We start from the raw sequence: 17,866 nt of genomic DNA, 5'->3' as shown, positions 1-17,866 counted from the left end.
TTTGTTTTGATTTATTCTTCGAAGAAGTCTACTAGTCCTCCTATATAATATTCCTGGATACCTTCTGTAAAATCTTCATAATCCTCGTCGGGGATATTTGTTTGCCTAAATTCCAGCGAAGTTCCTTTTTTATCTTCGTGCAGTTTAATGGTTACGATAGATGGCTCGTTTTCTTCGCCAAAATACCATTGCTGTACAATCTGTTTACCATAAGTAAATTCAATGTTTTTACCTGTAATATCACCGTCCCAAAAAGAAAATTCGGTTCCCGGTACTTCTTCAAACTCAACTTCGGCACCTGTCCACAGTTTTATGCTTATATCTTTGGTCAGTGCTAAATAAACTTCTTCGGGTGGGGCAGGTATGTAGGTGTATTTTTTAAAGTCTTTCATTTTCTTCTATATCAATTGTTTCTGGCTTTTCAGGTAATTCTTCTTCTCTTTTTAAATTGTTTATCCTGAAATTTTCATTTAAATCTTTTATCACGGCCGTTCTCCATGCAGATGCCGGATATGTAAATACAAAGGTACTTTTTACCCTGCTTGATTTTATAAAATAAGTGATCCAAATTGCCGACATTAAAATTTGCCTTAATAAAGTTGTAATATCGGCATGTGTATATAATTGTTTTCCAATTCTGTTACCTATAATAATCATCCCAACCAGATCGAACAGAATAACCGCACAGCCTGCAATCCTTAATCCTATGTAATATCTTGGGAGCACTTTTCTACGGTTAAAAAACATAAAGGCAAGGAGTATGCTAAATGCAATCAGAATGGTATTTAAAGCGCATTCGGTCAGGAGAAAAAGCCTGTAAAGAAAGGTGTTGAACCGGTTAAATTGTTCTAAGCCGTCCCATATATTCTGATTAAATAAATCTGTATTAATTGTGGTATAAAACAGTGTAAACGGAGAAACAAAAATTCCGATAGCGACCACAACAAGCCAGCCGCCAATTTTCGGTGCTACTTTTATTTCCTCAACATCAAATTGTCCCTTTCTTGTGTAAATAAATACACATGCTGCGCCAGTTACGATAAAAACAATTACACTTAAGGTTACCATCCAATAGTTTAATTCAGATGCATCACCTCCTTCTTCAAAATTACCGTTCCAGTATAGGCTATAGCTTAGTTCGTCTATAATATTACTACGGTCTTTAATGTATTGTTTGGTTTCAGCACCCGATATTTCATCGTTCAGATTTTGGTAACTATAACTTAATGTAAGGGTATCTAAATCTGTTTTTAATGCATAATTGAATTTGTACCCAGGTCTTTCGATATTGAATTCCTTATCTTTTATACTCCAACTCTCCGGTAAAACAACTTTTAATGTTTGATGTAGGTTGCATGGGTAAAGAAGCTCCATGGGTACATTTCTTGATTTTTTTAACTTTCTTAAGTCATTACTGATCAGGTCGCCATAAAAATAGATATCGAATCTTTTTGAAACAGAATCGTCTTTTACCCAGATGTTTTCTACCACGTAGTTTTCGGTCAGATAAATGGTATTGTTGGCTTCATCATCCTTAACTTCTATGGTTTTACCTTTTTGTATGCCAGGATATATTTTGGCGTAATATTCTAAATAGTCTTTTTCTAATTTATCTGTTCCATTACCATTTATATCCCCTCTGATCTGATCGGCATAATCATGTGTATAAATCGATTTGATCTGTAGCGTTGCTTTTTTGCCCTGTGCGGTATCTGGAACATTGATAATAGAAGTTGCATCAAGTTTTCCATGCGGATTGCTTTTTACCCACTCGAGTTTATCATTTCCTGGTTTTATGACCAGTACATTTGCAGAATAAGGGAAATAATTGTCCTTGATTGGTCCGCGCTGATCAGACATTGTTGCATCGATCCAGATTTTTTTACCCTGATATTCTGCAACAACAACTACATGGTCGAATGCCCCCGTTGTAGGTAGCATTTCTTTGGTTTTATCCCGTAAATAAGTATTGATGTATACTGGATAGGCCTGTATACCATTTCCTTTAAGCAGATAAACAAGTAGGAGCGATTTGTCCTTACAATCACCATAACGCTGTTTTAAAACTTTTTCGGGAGAATTAGGGCGGTGAGAATATTGTCCCATTTCAATACCCATATACCTGATTTCATCCTGTACGAATCTGGTAGCCAGCTCAAAATAGCGCTCCTGGTTATTTTTTGATTTAAGCTTCAGTTCTCGGATTTTGTTGTTGAGGATAGCTGAATTGTCCAGATTATAGTTATTCAGGTTAATGGACCAATCAACAACTTCTTTCCAGCTGCGGTATTCACTGATCTGTACCCTTCCGTATGGGTTGTACCATTCCGGTTCATAATCATAGCTCGAAAAAGTTTTTGACGATTGGCTTTGCCATTCGTATACTTTTAAATTTCCGCTCTGGCGGGTTTTTACATGTGGAACGAAATTGAAATTCTTAAGCTGGAGATTACGTTTTGCATCAAACAGCACACTTGCATAAACATTGGAAATTTCACTTCCGCCTTCAAAATACAGAGTGCCATTATAACGACTTCCAAAAACAGGATTTTTCCCTTTTATGGTGTATGAAAACTCAATGCGATCGCCTTTTCGTACATCATCCAGGATCAGAAAGGCGTTAAATGTGCCGCTATAAATAAACTTATTCAGTTCTTTTTCATTCTGGATAATATTAAAATTGCGGGCATTTAATTTGTCTATCGGTTTATTGTTTCGCCAGATGATGATTTTATGAAAAACAAGCTGTTGGTAGGATGGGTCGTAGGTTACCGATATTTCTGAGCCGTTCTGAACCCCGGTATCAGAGCTAATCTCGCGGATATCGTGTTGGTACTCTTCAGAAGTTTCTACATTGATCTGTTGTTCGTTAAGATACAGGTACCAGCCATCCTGGATATTTCCGGGTGCTGGCCTGTTGTTAACTGTAATAACTTTCTGGAGCCATTGTGGCTCTGTTTTAGAGGTGAAAAAGTTATTTTTCTGGGCAAAAGAAGTGTTAATGGATATAGATAGAACAAACAGAAACAAAATCTTGAGAGCGTTCCTTTTTAGCATATATAATTGTTGTTATTTAAAGGCGTTTAACCCTGTTACGTCCATGCCCGTAATCAGTAAATGTATATCGTGTGTACCCTCGTAGGTTACTACCGATTCGAGGTTCATCATGTGGCGCATAATCGAATATTCGCCGGTAATTCCCATTCCCCCAAGCATCTGGCGTGCATTACGGGCAATATCCAGTGCAATTTCGACACTGTTTCTTTTGGCCATCGATATCTGCTCTGCCGAAGCCCTGTTCTCACTTTTTAGTACGCCCAAGCGCCAAACCAACAGCTGGCCTTTGGTAATTTCGGTCACCATTTCGGCTAGTTTCTTTTGCTGTAACTGGAAGCCGCCAATGGGTTTTCCAAATTGTACGCGTTCTTTTGAGTATCGTAAAGCCGTATCATAGCAGTCCATTGCTGCACCCAAAGCGCCCCATGCAATGCCATAACGGGCCTGGTTTAAGCAGCCCAAGGGACCTTTTAATCCACTTATTTCAGGAAAAACATTTTCTTTTGGTACTTTAACGTTATCAAAAACCAGTTCGCCTGTTGCCGAAGCACGTAAACTCCATTTATTATGTGTTTCCGGGGTCGAAAATCCTTCCATACCACGTTCTACCACCATTCCCCTGATCTTGCCTGATTCGTCTTTCGCCCAGACCACTGCAATATCAGCAAAAGGGGCGTTGCTGATCCACATTTTGGCACCATTTAATATATAGTGGCTCCCAGCGTCTTTAATATTGGTTACCATTCCGCCCGGATTAGAGCCGTGATCGGGCTCTGTTAAACCAAAGCAGCCCATCATTTCGCCACTGGCCAGTTTTGGAAGGTATTTTTTACGTTGCTCTTCCGTGCCGTAAGCATAAATAGGATACATGACCAATGATCCCTGAACCGAAGCTGTAGAGCGGATACCAGAATCACCACGTTCAATTTCCTGCATCAAAATCCCATAAGCGGTATAATCTAAACCTGCACCTCCATATTCAACAGGGATGGTAGGTCCGAAAGCACCGATATCAGCCAAACCTTTTATTAAATGTTTTGGAAATTCTGCCTTTTGTGCATAAGCTTCAATCACAGGGCTAACTTCTTTTTTTACCCAATCCCTTGCCGTTGCGCGGATCAATTTATGCTCATCGGTTAACAGTTCATCCAGTAAATAATAGTCTGGTGCCTCGTAAAGGTCTTTTTTTGCTGATTTGCTCATGTAATTTCGTGTTATCTGGTTAAGAAATCGCGTTAATTTCAAAGGTAACAATTTACGGCAAGGGGCATTATATTCGTGAATAAAAAATTAATTTTGCAGCTTACAGAACGTACATGAGTCATTTAAAACAAACCGTAGCCTTAAAAGATGTAAAATGTTTTGCCCTTCATGGTTATTATCCTGAGGAGCAATTAACCGGAAATCATTTTGTTGTAGATCTGGAAACAGCATTTACACCTCAGGGTTTTGATGATGAACTGGCACAAACGGTAAATTACGAGGAACTGAATAATATTATCCTCGCAGAAATGAAACATACGCAGAAACTTTTGGAAACCGTTTTAAATAATATCATTTCAAAAGTTATTGAGCTGTATCCTTTTGTAGATACTATTCAGGTGAGCATCAAAAAATTAAACCCGCCCATGCCTGGCCAGATCGGGCATTCTTTTGTTAAACTATCTTATACATCAGCCAAATAAAATGAACTTTACCAAGATAAATCCTGAAATTTTAGCAGAAATCAAAACAGCAATAGGGGCAGATAAGGTTTTTACTGATGCAGAAAGTTTAGACCGTTACAGTCACGATGAAACTGAAGATTTGCGTTATCAGCCCGAAGTTGTGGTAAAACCTACGTCTCCGGAAGAGATTTCGGCTTTGTTGAAAATCTGTAACGAATACGATGTTCCGGTTACACCCAGGGGAGGTGGTACGGGTTTAAGTGGGGCTGCTCTGCCTATTTATGGCGGTGTTTCCCTATCAATGGAAAAGTTTAAGGCCATTATCGATATCGATACCGAAAATTTGCAGGCCATTGTTGAGCCAGGGGTAATTACGGAAGAATTTATCAATGCTGTGGGTGAAAAGGGACTTTTATATCCGGTTGATCCGAGTAGTAAAGGATCTTGCTTTATTGGTGGTAATGTAGCGCATGGCTCTGGTGGACCAAGAGTTGTAAAATACGGAACAATCCGCGAATATATACTGAACCTGGAAGTGGTACTACCGAATGGAGATATCATCTGGACCGGAGCAAATACCTTAAAGTATGCATCGGGTTATAATTTAACCCAATTAATGATCGGTTCGGAAGGTACTTTGGGCGTGGTAACCAAAATTGTGACCAAGCTTTTGCCTAAACCAACGCAATCGGTTTTAATGATGGGCTCTTTTAGCAATAATGAGGATGCCTGTGCAGCTGTTTCGGCCATTTTTAGGGCTGGGGTTACACCTTCGGCTTTAGAATTTATGGAGCGGAAAGGAGTGGAGTGGGTAATTAAATTCGACGATATCAAATTTGATTTAAAAGATGATGTTGCAGCGCTATTGATGATTGAATTTGATGGCGATGACCTGGACGACATTTTTAAAAACTGCGAAAAAACCAATCTCGTTTTAGAAGAATATAACTGTACGGAAGTTTTATTTGCTGATACAGCTGCCCAAAAAGAAGAACTCTGGCGCATGCGCAGAACCATGGCCGAGTCGGTAAAATCCAATTCTGTGTATAAAGAAGAAGATACCGTTGTGCCACGTGCGGCTTTGCCAAAACTGGTTAAAGGGATTAAAGAAATCGGTTCTAAATATGGTTTCGAAAGTGTTTGTTACGGGCACGCCGGGGATGGAAACCTGCATGTAAACATCATCAAAGCCGGAATGAGCGATGATGACTGGAAAAACAAACTCAAATTCGGTATTGCCGAAATATTTGAATTAACCACGGCTTTAGGCGGAACATTATCTGGTGAGCATGGAATAGGCCTGGTGCAAAAAGAGTTTATGCCGATTAAATATTCCGAAATCCACCTTAACTTAATGCGGGGAATTAAAAAAGTTTTCGATCCAAATGGGATATTAAACCCTGGAAAGATTATGCCGGATTAATATCCGTCACCCTGAACTTGTTTCAGGGTCTTTCTTGTAAGATAGATCTCTCCCTGTCCGAAACAGGCGGGCATTTTGCTACGCTACAGTCGAGATGACGGCTTTGTATTAGAGCTGTTCAAACCCCAACATTTTTTGTTTTTCGGCTTCGGGGATAGCCGTTGGTTTGCTTGTGGTATAATCAACGGCGATGCAAACTGTTTTTCCCTTGCTGCAGATCACTTCTTCATTTCCCTTTATTTTAACAATCTGGTAATCCAGGTCGAAACTTGTTGTGCCAATTCGTGATGTTTTTACATGGATGGCAATTTTATCGTTCATTACAATAGGTAAAATGTAGTCCAGCTCCGCGTGCGCAATCACGATTCCGGTTTTCTTCCAGTCCCATTTTATAATTTCTTCCCAATACTTCGTTCTGGCAATTTCGAGATAGGTAAAATAGATCGAATTGTTTACATGTCCCATCATATCAAAATCGATAAAACGCAAATGGATATTGGTTTTATAGTTGAATTTGTCTGAAAAAGACTTGATGTCTGTCAATTTGTCTTTATTTTTTGATTTATTTTGCCAAAATGTCTTGAAAATCATAAATATTTGGTTTGGTATGTAAGTTGAATAAGGTGTATTATCAATTTAAAAATTAAAAAAATAAAAGAATAAGCGATATGACACTAGTAAATTTTAACAACAGAACCCGTAACACAGCTCCTTACTTTAACAATGTTTTTGATTCATTGTTTAGCGATGCGATAACTAAAAACAAATCGGTTGATAAATCACCAAATGTGAACATTCACGAAAATGAAACTGCTTATGTGATTGAATTGGCTGCACCGGGTTTAAAGAAAGAAGATTTTCAGATCAATTTAAAAAAAGACACACTTTCTGTTTGGGCAGAAGTTAAAAAAGACGAAACCCAGGTAGCGAAAGATTTTACACGTAAAGAATTTGATTATAGCTCATTCGCCAGATCATTTAATTTACCTGATAGTGCAGATGGGGATAAAATTACCGCTGAATATAAAGATGGTATTTTATCGATCAACATCGCAAAAAAAGACGATGCTAAATTACAGCACAAAGAAATTGTAGTATCGTAACAAAGATATTCTCGTAAGAGGATTTTTCATAATAGTTTGGTTTAAGGGTTATGAGGCTTGCATCTGGCCGAGAGTTGGGTAGATGCGATTGAAAAGCCAGTGCAGGTTATCATAATCATTTAGGTTTAGGTTTTATAAGGTTAATGCCGGATGGCATTAACCTTATTTTTTTATTCACAACTCCCGCAGTTTCGTCATTTCGAGCGAAGTGCAACGAAGCCGAGAAATCTATCTCTAGATAGATCTAATCTATCGATTGGTGTCACACCGACTAGAATTCTAATTGATTTTTTGATCTACCGCACAGTCTTGCCTCGGCTCGCCGCCGCCGAAGGGCTCCTTCTTTTTGGCGTCAAAAAGAACCAAAAAACGCCGGCTGAAAATTTTTCTTTAAAAGCCAGTAAGTAGGCTTACTCGGTGGTGCCCGAAAAATTTGTTAGGCCGGAATTAAGTAGAACGGAGATACTGTACTATGGCCTAGTTGGGTGGAATGCACAAATAACAACAAACGATTCATAAATACTGTAATGGAATAATAATTCTCCGTTACAGTATTTAGATTGATTTTAAGTTACATTCTTAAAATCACCTTAATCTCATTTTTTGTACTTTTGCGGCATGGAGAGAGAAATTCTGGATACTAAACGTAAAGCACTAAAAATAAACCTTGACCCACGGATTTACGGTACCTTTGCCGAGATCGGAGCTGGGCAGGAAGTTTCGAGGAACTTTTTTAATGCAGGTGCAGCATCCGGAACGGTTGCCAAAACCATGTCGGCTTACGATATGACTTTTAGCGACGCCATTTATGGAGCAGAAACCAATGGCCGTTATGTAAGTCAGAACCGCCTTTTGCAGATGCTTGATCACGAATTCGGTTTGCTTAACGAACGTTTATCAGGCGAAAAATACGAAAGCCGTACATTTTTTGCTTTTGCAGATACTGTTACTACACTGAATTATAAACGTACCAACGAGCCTCATGGTTGGGTTGGACTCCGTTTTCAAAGTGAGCCAGGAGGTTCTCCAAATGAAATATTTTTCCATGTGCGTTTACTCGATACAGATGTGAACATGCAACAACGTGTTTTGGGAATTATTGGAGTAAACTTACTTTATGCTGCTTTTTACCATTATCAGGATCCAAAATTGATGGTAGAATCATTGGCCGATAATTTAACCATCGGTTCTGTAGAAATCGATCTGATATCGGTTAAAGGTCCGGCTTTCCCTGAAGTAGATAACATCTTGCTTAATCTGTATATGATTATGAAAGACTTCTCTGCTGCGGCTATTTTTGATGCTGATGCCCATCCACGTCAGGCAAAAGATCTTTTGTACAAGAAAGACATCATGATCCTGCGTACCAAATACGGTCAGAAATCGTTGCCCAACTTTAACCTGTTCAACAAAGCCACAGATCAGTTTAAACGCACCAACCAGGTAGAGGAAGGGAATCTGGCGGTGATGATAGAGGTGTTGCTCACCAACGTTTTAACCGATGCACAGGAAACCCCAGATGATATTGACCTTGAAACTGTTGCCAAACGTGCGCAGGAAATGTGCGACACAGGAAATATTGTGATTGTTTCTAATTTTACACGGCATAACCGTTTAGCAAAATATCTGGCGAGATGTAAACCGAAGAGTGTAGGTTTGGCAACGAATATCAATAACCTGAAGTTTGTATTCAATTCTAAAAACTTCCCCGGAGAAAATTATTCCGGTCAGTTATTAAGTTATGTAAACGATATGTTTAATACCAATGTACGTTTATTTGCCTATCCTTTCCTCGATAAAAAGACCAATCAGGTAATTACCACAGCAAATATGCCGGTTACGCCTGAAGCAAAACCATTATTCGATTTCCTTTTGATCAACGGTTATATTACTGATATCAAGGATTATAGTGAAGACGAAGTGAAGACAGTTTAAGGAACTTCTATTTTAGGCTGAAATCTTTTTCTAGTGGTATTGTCATCCTGGGCGCAGTCGAAGGATCTTTAAGGCACTGTATTGAGTTTTGGCTTTTTATAATAAACGGCGTTCGATAATAAATATGCTGTCAAAGATTTTTCGCAGATATTTTTAACTCTTTGTCGTCACCCTGACCTGTAGCGTATAGCGAAAAGCTACGAAGTAAATTTATTTCAGGGTCTATCTGGCAAGGAAAGATGCCGAAATCTATATTTTTTTGGAAAAGATTCTTCACTGCGTTCAGAATGACAAAGTAGCTGAACAACAAAACATCTAAGCACTTAAATCCTTACTAATCTTAAGTGCTTCTTCAATAATTTCTTTCGGATAACCGGACATTTCCAGAATTTTGATCGCATTTTTTGTTTTGAGCGGTCCTTCTTTTAGTTTATGGTCGAAAATAAGCTCGTTATCGGTTATGGTTTCGGTAAAATGATAAAGTTCGTACGTTTCGGCAAGCATAGCAGATAATTCAATATCGTGGGTAGCCACAAAAGTTAGGTTCTGCTCTTGGTTTAAATGCGAGAGTATGGCTTTGGCTGCGGCAATCCGCTCGATGGTATTGGTACCTTTAAACACCTCGTCCAGAATAAAAAGATTTTGCCCATCGCTTTCGGTTGCAGCTATTAAAGCCGACATTACATCAACTTCTTCCAGAAAATAACTTTTGCCCTGAAATAAATTATCATCGATCCTTATGGAAGTGTGCAATTTCAAAAACGGTGCCTTATACGATCCGGCAAAGCAGGTGTAAATGGTTTGGGCCAGTAACGAATTGATGGCGACAGTACGTAGAAAAGTCGATTTTCCCGACATATTTGAACCGGTGATCAACATACTTTTCTGATCTAACTTTACTTCGTTTTCTATACAGTTTCCGATCAATGGATGTCTGATCGCTTTAATTTCAATTCCTTTTTGCGCTTGCGTAAACTGGGGCGTACAAACCTCTTCACTTTGATTTAAAGAGGCTACAGATATGGCCATATCCACACTTCCAACATACTGATAAAGGTTTAAGATATCATTCTGGTTGTTTTCGATCAGCTTGATCAGTTTGAAAAAGGTAAAAATTTCGATCAGGAAAATGGCTTTGATAATCTCGAAAAGATAAAGCGGCAACTGGCTGATGTCGCCTTGGTTATTCTGACTAAAATCCTGATAAAGAATGCCGATACGCCGCTGAAATTTCCGGAACATCGGGATGGCATTTTTTATTTTATCAGCCTCAAAAGGTATTTGTTCTTTTACCAGTTTTCTGGAAACGTTGATCAAAATGTTAAGCTGCGAGAGCGATCTGGTAAAAATAAGCAGGTGTTTTTTGTTCCAGTAGTTTAGATAAGTTGCATTAAAAACGATCAGGAATAATGCGAAGATGAGGCATATCGAAATTTTAATTGACAAGATAAATAGTACAGCCAAAATAAGCAGATCGATGGATAACCATTTAAACCATGTAGGTTTTTCAACTAACTTATCATTGAACAATAAAACCACCGAATAGCTTTCGTTACTGTTCAATTTTATGAGCGCTGTTTGTACTTTTTCTCTTATTACTGGGTTTTTGATGAAAAAATCTGCCTGGTCTTTCAGTTCTTTGAGTTCCTTCAGATTATTGCCGGGTTTTGTAAGTTTGTTATACAGAAATTGCTGACCGATTTTACTGGTTGTCCGGTCAATTTTCGCAAATAACTGATCGAAATCGATATCGGCCATTGTTTGGTGCGAAAGCTTATGAAATACATTTTCTTTTACGTAGGTAGCGTACCAGCTTGCTTTATCAAAGTCGACAGGTTCTGTTTTCTCCTTTCCCCAATTATCTTTAAGGTCTTCTAAAAGCTGCTTTTTCTTTTTTCTGGCATCAAAAAAAGCAAATAGCATTAAAAGCAATAAGGCGGCAATGCCGAATAGGATATAATTCATGTAACACGCTAAACGGGCACAATATACACGATAAATGCCTTTATTTTAATAATTTTTCAATTACCTGTTTATAGCTGTCGCTTACCGGCAATTCCTTATCCGCTATAAATAATGCGTTTTTGCGGATCGCAGTTACTTTATTGATATTTATGATGAAAGATTTATGGATCCGCTCAAAGAATACTGGCAGTTGATCTTCTATATTTTTCATGCTCATGCGTACCACAGCTGCCTTTGGGCTGGTTGAAGTATGGATCTGGATATAATCTTTGAGCCCTTCTACATAAGTAATTTCCTCAAAGTTGATCTTCATTAAACTATAACCCACATTTACAAACATGTAATCCTGTTTGGGCAGGTTGGCGTGTTCGGCCGACTGTTTAAGTTCGTAAAGATCTTTTGCCTTGTTACAGGCTTTCATAAAACGGTCTAACGATACCGGTTTCATCAAATAATCTACCACATCAAGTGCAAAACCATCTAAAGCATATTGTTTATAGGCAGTTACAATAATCACCATTGGTTTTTTAACCAAACTCTGTATAAACTGCAATCCGGTAATGCCGGGCATCTGGATATCGATAAAAATGAGGTCTATCGATTGTTCCTGCATGATCCTATTGGCTGCAAAGGCATCATCGCAACTGGCTACCAGTTCTAAAAACGGGATACGGCTAATGTTATCAGCCAGTAATTGCAGTGCTAAAGGCTCATCATCAATGGCTAAACATTTTATCATGCTGTTAATTTTAAACTGAGGTTCACATTAAACCAGCCATCTTTTTTTGCTATTTCCAATTGATGTTCTTTGTTGTAAAGCAGATTTAAACGCCGGCTCACATTCGCAAGGCCGATGCCCGATGCAGCATCTTTTACTTCACTTTCGTCTTCGTTGAATTTATTTCTAACCATAAACGTCAAACGGTCATCTTCTGTTTTTAAATCAATAAATATCTGAGGGTTCTCGATCATCCCTAAACCATGTTTAAAGGCATTTTCGATAAACGGAATCAATAACATCGGTTCTATCTCATCAAACTCACTTTCGATATCAATGTTCGTTTCTATCGCTACTTTTTTGCCGAAACGCTGCTTTTGCAGATCAATATAAGCCCGCAGGTATTCAGTTTCAGTTTTGATGGATACTTTTTCTTCGTCGGTTTCGTACAGCATATATTGCATCAAACCGGATAATTTCATTACGGTAGGCTCCAGTTCATTACTTTTTAACCTAACCAGTGCCACAATGTTATTGAGTACATTAAAAATAAAATGGGGACTGATCTGTGAACGCAAAAACGAAAGTTCAGTTTTCATATTTTCCTGTTCGCGCTGCAAAGATCTTTTTTCTTCCCTGATGCGATCAGAAATCATGGTGAAAGCGGTACTGGCCGCAATTGTTAATAAAAAGGTGGGAGTATTGAACCAAAGTGTACGACCAAGATTAAAATCGAAATCTGGCAATAAAATTTTAAATAGGGTAGAGTGAATGGAAATGGCCAGAAGCAAACAGCCTAAAAGTGATAATCCGTACCAGAAATATTGTTTCCGATAGAAAAAAGAAGGCATTAAAACCTTGTTATTCAGGTAAAATATAGCGATCCAATAAAAATAACTGATAAAATTTAACCTCAGGAACTGGTTTTCCTCATAATTGCTGAGGTGATGCGGTGGCCGGCTCCTGTTGGCATTGATGATATAGGGTAAGGTGATCAAAACCACCCATACCAGGATATGCAGGGTAATCTTTATCCATCTTTTAGAGAAATTAATCGTCATTATTTTTTGTGTCGCGCTTTGCATCACTAAGTTATTATTTATTCTGTTTTTACGCTCCGTTACCCTGAATTTATTTAGGATGATTGTGTTAATGTTTTAAGATCCCGGCCTGCGCCGGGATAACGGCAGGCGGGATCAGGTGTTGTTACTCGTATCTTAATGCATCGATCGGATCTAAATTGGATGCTTTCTTTGCCGGATAATAACCAAAGAAAACACCTGTAATGGCACATACAACAAAGGAAATTACAATGGAGGATTCGGCTATTAAAATTGGCCAGTTTAAGAAGTAGGAGATGAGGTAAGCAGAACTTACACCCAAAACCACCCCTATAACACCGCCGGTAATACTGATTAAAATTGCCTCTATTAAAAATTGCATTAAAACGTCTTGTCCGCGGGCGCCTATCGACATGCGCAGGCCAATTTCGCGGGTACGCTCGGTAACCGAAACGTACATAATATTCATAATGCCGATACCGCCGATAAACAATGAAATACCTGCAATCGCGGTTAAAAGAACAGTAAGCATACTACTTGTAGAGCTGATGGTGCTGATGAGTTCGGCCTGTGTACGTACCTGGAAATCGTCGGTTTCTGCAGCAGTTAATCTATGGCTTTGCCTTATTGCGTCCGAAATTTCGGTGGTCGCGTCAGCACTCGAAGCTTCGGTGGTTGCCGATGCGTAAATGCTCTGCAGGTAATTGGTTGCAGTAATCCTTTTTTGTACCGTGGTGTATGGCGCAATGATAATATCGTCCTGATCCTGACCGAAATTACTCTGTCCTTTAGGTACTAATGTGCCGATTACCTGAAAAGGAATGTTTTTAAACCTGATAATCTGACCAATTGGATTACTTCCATCAGGGAATAAATTATCAATCACGGTTTTACCCAAAAGACAAACCTTGGCGAAACTTTTCACATCGTTTTCGGAAAAAAGAATCCCATCCTGAAGCTTTAACTGACGGATATTTAAATAATCCGGACTTACGCCAGTAATGGTAGTGGGCCAGTTGTAACCACCTTTAATGGCCTGTCCGCTGGTAGAAACCACGGGTGATAATCCATTTATGTTTTTAGATTGTAGCTTTTTAATGGCTGTAATATCTTCAAATTTTAAGGTCTGAATACTGCTTCCCTGTAAACGCACGCCACCAGGCTCGTTACTTTGTGGCATAATGGTTATCATGTTCGAACCCATACCCGATAATGACGACCTGATACTTTGTTTAGAGCCTTCACCAATCGCCATCATGGCAATTACAGCGGCCACGCCGATAATAATACCGAGCATGGTTAAAAAAGCACGTAGCTTATTTCTTTTCAATGCCCTAAAGGCAATTTTTAATAAATTTATAATGCTCATGACCTTTTAAAATTAGTAATCATCCGATTCGGGTAAACTGGCAAGTGCCTCTTTGGCCGAACGCTGATTTTGGTTAATGCTGTCTTTTTGGATCTTACCATCCCTAAGCATGATTGTTCTGGTACTGAATGCTGCGATATCGGGCTCGTGGGTTACAAAAACAATGGTTTTTCCCTCTGCATTCAATTCCTGCATCAAAGCCATAATCTCGTAAGAGGTACGGGTATCCAGGTTTCCGGTAGCCTCATCGGCCAGAATCATTACAGGATGGTTAACCAAGGCCCTGGCAATGGCCACACGCTGTTGCTGCCCGCCCGAAAGCTGACTTGGGGTATGATCGAAACGCTCAGCCAGTTTTACTGATTCGAGCGATTTAATGGCTCTTTCTTTACGTTCCTCGGCAGTAATGGTTTTATTGTAGAAGAGGGGTAACTCTACGTTTTCCAAAGCCGATGTTCTCGGTAACAGGTTATAAGCCTGGAAAACAAAACCGATTTTGGTGTTCCGCAAACCTGCAAGTTGATCACGGTTTAAACTTTTTACATCAACGCCATCCAGCAGATAACTGCCATCGGTAGGTTTGTCTAAACAGCCCAATATATTTAACAGTGTGGTTTTACCCGATCCGCTACTGCCCATAATGGTTACAAACTCACCAGCTTTAATATCGAAAGTAATCCCTTTTAATGCCCTTACGGTTTGATCGCCCATCACGAATTCACGTTTGAGGTCGTGGATGTCCAATATTTTCTGTTCCATTATTTCCTCCCGCTTCTATTTGGACGTTTAGGCATAAAAGGACTGGATTGGCCCTGACTTGCCGCTGCACTTTTGCCCATGCTTTGTGCGCCTGTAATTACGATATCCGCTGCCGCCAGTCCCGATAAAATTTCAACATGTGTATTGTCGTTTATACCGGTTTTAATTTTTTTCTGAACCAGCTCTTTCGGGCTTTTTTGTACCCAAACGTATGCCTCGTCTGCTCCTGCAGGTTTCCTTTCGGGATTAACCCAGGTCATTTGATACTTGCCGGCCAAAGTAGAATCAGGTGCGAATTTTATTGCCTTTGTAGGAATGAGTAAAGCATTATTTACCTCTTTTGTGAAGATGGTAATGTTAGCCGTCATACCCGGTTTTAGCTTGTTCGCATCGTTTGAAGTATTGATAATGGTTTTATACGTAACCACATTTGACGAAATGGACGGACTTAACCTGATCTCCTGGATGTTTCCTTTAAAAGTATCGTTCAAAAAAGCATCTACGGTAAAAGTTGCCCTTTCGCCTTTTGAAATATCACCTACATCGGCTTCATCAACAGAAGCTTCTACCTGCATTTTGGTCAGGTCTTTTGCAATGCTGAAAATGGTTGGTGTACTAAAGCTTGCTGCTACGGTTGTTCCTTCACTTACGCTTCGCGATAGTACAGTGCCATCGATCGGAGAATAAATACTGGCCAACGAGAGGTTTTTTTGGGCAGAAGCGAGCTGTGCTTTAATGCTGTTAACCGATGCTTTTGAAGCGTTATAGGTGTACAGCGCATTATCGTAATCGGCTTTGCTAACCGCACCCACTTTATACAGGTTGCTTTGTCTGCTAAAATTCCCCTGTTGGTAAACCAAGGCACTTTGGGCACTTACCAAATTGGCCTGATACTGATTTACAGTGGCCTCGAACAGGGTTTTATCCAGTTCGGCCAGTAGCTGTCCTTTTTTAACCTTGGAATTAAAATCGGCATACAGGGTTTTAATGGTTCCCGAAACCTGGGTACCTACAGCCACCGTATCAACCGGCTGAATCTTGCCTGTAGCGGTAACATTTTCGGAAATGTAACCCATTTTAGGTTTTTCGGTTTCGAGAACAACCACCTGTTCCTTTTTGCGCAGCGCGAAGTACCAAACTGCAAATAATGCAACTGCGATACCGATAATAATAAATATTGTTTTCTTTTTCATGATTCAAATATTAAATAGACTAGGCGGTAGCCATCATCATGTATTTTAATTGGTAATAGGAACGCCGGTGTAAAAATTATAGATCTTGGTATATAAACTGGCTGTGTATTTTGCCTGAACAAAGGCCTGTAACGCCTGTACATACAAATTTTTCTGTTGCAGGTTTTCTACAATGTTGTTGGTGCCTTCTTTTAAAGCCGCATTCGAAATCCGCAAAGCTTCGCCAGTATAATTGAATTGTTCCTGTGCTGCGGCATATTGGCTATTGGCGTTCTGTACATTGATATATGCACGTTCTACATTTTGCGTAAGCGTTGTTTTGGTATCCAAAAGTGCCAAACGGGCCTGTTCAATACCGATATTGGCTTTTGCCACATTGGTTTTGGTTACTTTTCTATCAAAAATCGGTATGGAAAGTGTTAAGCCCAGATTTTGATAAAAACTGTTGTTTAGCTGATAGCCATAACCGCCCACATTATTGTTGCTGTAGCCTGTGTTGAGCGATCCACCCAAACTTAAAGTAGGACGCAAAGTTGATTTGGCTTTAGCCAATTCGGTGGTTTGAAGCTGGATATTCAATTCGCCGCTTTTAACCTCCGGACGCGTACGTAATGCCTGATCCTGTGCCGAAGCCAGATTATTGAGTGCGGGTGCAACAGCAACGGTATCGGTTGTGCTTACTTCAAAAGCAGTGGATGTAGGCAGCTGCAATAATTGTTTTAAGGTTAAAATGTTCTGTTGTAAGGTGTTTTGCGCAGTAACCAGTGTATATTTATCGTTGGCGTAAGTTGCCTGCAACTGTAAGAGATCTTTTTTGGCAATGGTTCCGAATTTAAACTGCTGTTCTGATTGTTTAACCTGGGCCTCGCTGGTGGTTAACAGGTCTTTTAAATAGGTAATATTTTCCCTCGCCAGTAAAATATTAAGATAGGCCTGTGTAATGGAAATGGTGATGTCGTTTTTGGCCGCTTCTACCGATAGGTTGGCAGTTTGTAAACTGAGCTCTTTGGCTTTGATATCATTTTTTAAATAACTTCCATTGTATAGCGTAAGATCCGAACTTAAACCAAAACCGCTGGTATTTTGCAGACCTGATTTATAATTGGTAATGGCCTGTGATACATTTCCGGTTAAATTTGGAAGTACGGCTGCTTTTGAAGCAATGAGGTTTTGCTCTGCGGTTTGAGAACCCAGCTTTAAAGTATTGATGCTGATGTTTTTTTCTTTAGCGTACTCAATGCAGGTTTTCAGATCCCAAACCTGTGGGATATCTTGTGCTTTGGTTACGTAAGCTGCAACAAGCAAAATGAGTATAACAATATATTTAATGTATCTGCTCATGGCGAATAATTTTTGTGTCTATGGAACTATTGAACACAAAAATATATCCGGTTAGGACCTTATTTTAACAATTGAGACGAGCAGGTAAAATACTGCGACGAAAGGTTTAAACTTTGAGATGAGTTGATTTTGGATTTTAACGGGAAGAGTAAGTTCGTATGTTATTTTGAACGCTAATAAAAGAAGTCGTCATTGCGAGAAGGCTTTTTCAGCCGACGAAGCAATCTTTGGACGATCGCTGTCGGTATGCGCATAAGATTGCTTCGTCGTTCCTC

Annotated in this window: 15 protein-coding genes; 4 read left to right on the top strand and 11 right to left on the bottom strand. The window is 39.4% G+C overall.

What is annotated here, in order from left to right; all coding sequences use genetic code 11:
* Window positions 1-11: 11 nt before the first annotated feature.
* The 3 genes from B2V92_RS26370 to B2V92_RS26360 are packed head-to-tail and all read right to left on the bottom strand — an operon-like array spanning window position 12 to window position 4,260.
* Window positions 12-392: an SRPBCC domain-containing protein gene (locus tag B2V92_RS26370; RefSeq protein WP_293313892.1), complete on the bottom strand. Its 381-nt coding sequence runs from the start codon at window positions 390-392 to the stop codon at window positions 12-14.
* Complete coding sequence (locus tag B2V92_RS26365) at window positions 379-3,057, bottom strand: DUF3857 domain-containing protein (protein WP_293313889.1); 2,679 nt, start codon at window positions 3,055-3,057, stop codon at window positions 379-381. The genes B2V92_RS26370 and B2V92_RS26365 overlap by 14 nt, the downstream gene beginning before the upstream one ends.
* Window positions 3,058-3,069: 12 nt before the next feature.
* On the bottom strand, window positions 3,070-4,260 hold the full coding sequence (locus B2V92_RS26360) for an acyl-CoA dehydrogenase family protein (protein WP_293313886.1): 1,191 nt from the start codon (window positions 4,258-4,260) through the stop codon (window positions 3,070-3,072).
* A 113-nt stretch (window positions 4,261-4,373) separates the two neighbouring features.
* Here B2V92_RS26360 and folB point away from each other — a divergent pair, with 113 nt between their 5' ends.
* Together folB and B2V92_RS26350 are read left to right on the top strand one after the other, a co-directional pair.
* Window positions 4,374-4,742 (top strand): dihydroneopterin aldolase, encoded by a 369-nt coding sequence (folB, locus tag B2V92_RS26355; protein WP_293313884.1) that lies wholly within the window; start codon window positions 4,374-4,376, stop codon window positions 4,740-4,742.
* 1 nt (window position 4,743) lies between these two features.
* Window positions 4,744-6,147 (top strand): FAD-binding oxidoreductase, encoded by a 1,404-nt coding sequence (locus B2V92_RS26350; protein WP_293313881.1) that lies wholly within the window; start codon window positions 4,744-4,746, stop codon window positions 6,145-6,147.
* Between the two features lie 108 nt (window positions 6,148-6,255).
* Here the strand turns inward: B2V92_RS26350 and B2V92_RS26345 are convergent, their stop codons facing one another.
* Window positions 6,256-6,690, bottom strand: coding sequence for a thioesterase family protein (locus B2V92_RS26345; protein ID WP_349681449.1), 435 nt, complete (start codon window positions 6,688-6,690; stop codon window positions 6,256-6,258).
* Between the two features lie 125 nt (window positions 6,691-6,815).
* On the opposite strand from B2V92_RS26345, the gene B2V92_RS26340 reads away from it, so the two are divergent.
* The gene (locus B2V92_RS26340; RefSeq protein ID WP_293313878.1) at window positions 6,816-7,250 is read left to right on the top strand and encodes an Hsp20/alpha crystallin family protein; all 435 of its coding nucleotides are present in this window, start codon (window positions 6,816-6,818) and stop codon (window positions 7,248-7,250) included.
* A 618-nt stretch (window positions 7,251-7,868) separates the two neighbouring features.
* Complete coding sequence (locus B2V92_RS26335; protein ID WP_293313875.1) at window positions 7,869-9,185, top strand: nicotinamide mononucleotide adenylyltransferase; 1,317 nt, start codon at window positions 7,869-7,871, stop codon at window positions 9,183-9,185.
* Between the two features lie 315 nt (window positions 9,186-9,500).
* On the opposite strand, the gene B2V92_RS26330 is transcribed toward B2V92_RS26335, so the two are convergent.
* From B2V92_RS26330 to B2V92_RS26300, 7 genes are all read right to left on the bottom strand, one after another.
* Window positions 9,501-11,150: a MutS-related protein gene (locus B2V92_RS26330; RefSeq protein ID WP_293313873.1), complete on the bottom strand. Its 1,650-nt coding sequence runs from the start codon at window positions 11,148-11,150 to the stop codon at window positions 9,501-9,503.
* A 40-nt stretch (window positions 11,151-11,190) separates the two neighbouring features.
* Window positions 11,191-11,889 (bottom strand): LytR/AlgR family response regulator transcription factor, encoded by a 699-nt coding sequence (locus B2V92_RS26325; RefSeq protein WP_293313870.1) that lies wholly within the window; start codon window positions 11,887-11,889, stop codon window positions 11,191-11,193.
* Complete coding sequence (locus B2V92_RS26320) at window positions 11,886-12,929, bottom strand: sensor histidine kinase (RefSeq protein ID WP_293313867.1); 1,044 nt, start codon at window positions 12,927-12,929, stop codon at window positions 11,886-11,888. Before B2V92_RS26320 ends, B2V92_RS26325 begins: the two co-directional genes overlap by 4 nt.
* Window positions 12,930-13,074: 145 nt before the next feature.
* Window positions 13,075-14,298 (bottom strand): ABC transporter permease, encoded by a 1,224-nt coding sequence (locus tag B2V92_RS26315; protein WP_293313864.1) that lies wholly within the window; start codon window positions 14,296-14,298, stop codon window positions 13,075-13,077.
* 12 nt (window positions 14,299-14,310) lie between these two features.
* Window positions 14,311-15,057 carry an ABC transporter ATP-binding protein gene (locus B2V92_RS26310; RefSeq protein ID WP_293313861.1) on the bottom strand — a complete coding sequence of 249 codons (747 nt, stop codon included), beginning with the start codon at window positions 15,055-15,057 and terminating at the stop codon, window positions 14,311-14,313.
* Window positions 15,057-16,250 (bottom strand): efflux RND transporter periplasmic adaptor subunit, encoded by a 1,194-nt coding sequence (locus tag B2V92_RS26305; RefSeq protein WP_293313858.1) that lies wholly within the window; start codon window positions 16,248-16,250, stop codon window positions 15,057-15,059. The genes B2V92_RS26310 and B2V92_RS26305 overlap by 1 nt, the downstream gene beginning before the upstream one ends.
* 45 nt (window positions 16,251-16,295) lie before the next feature.
* Window positions 16,296-17,591 carry a TolC family protein gene (locus tag B2V92_RS26300; protein WP_293313856.1) on the bottom strand — a complete coding sequence of 432 codons (1,296 nt, stop codon included), beginning with the start codon at window positions 17,589-17,591 and terminating at the stop codon, window positions 16,296-16,298.
* Window positions 17,592-17,866 lie beyond the last annotated feature (275 nt).

It is taken from the genome of Pedobacter sp. UBA5917 (assembly GCF_002432345.1).
Lineage (GTDB): Bacteria > Bacteroidota > Bacteroidia > Sphingobacteriales > Sphingobacteriaceae > Pedobacter.
Note: the sequence above shows the minus strand (reverse complement) of the source record. Positions and strands in the feature narration are given on the sequence as shown.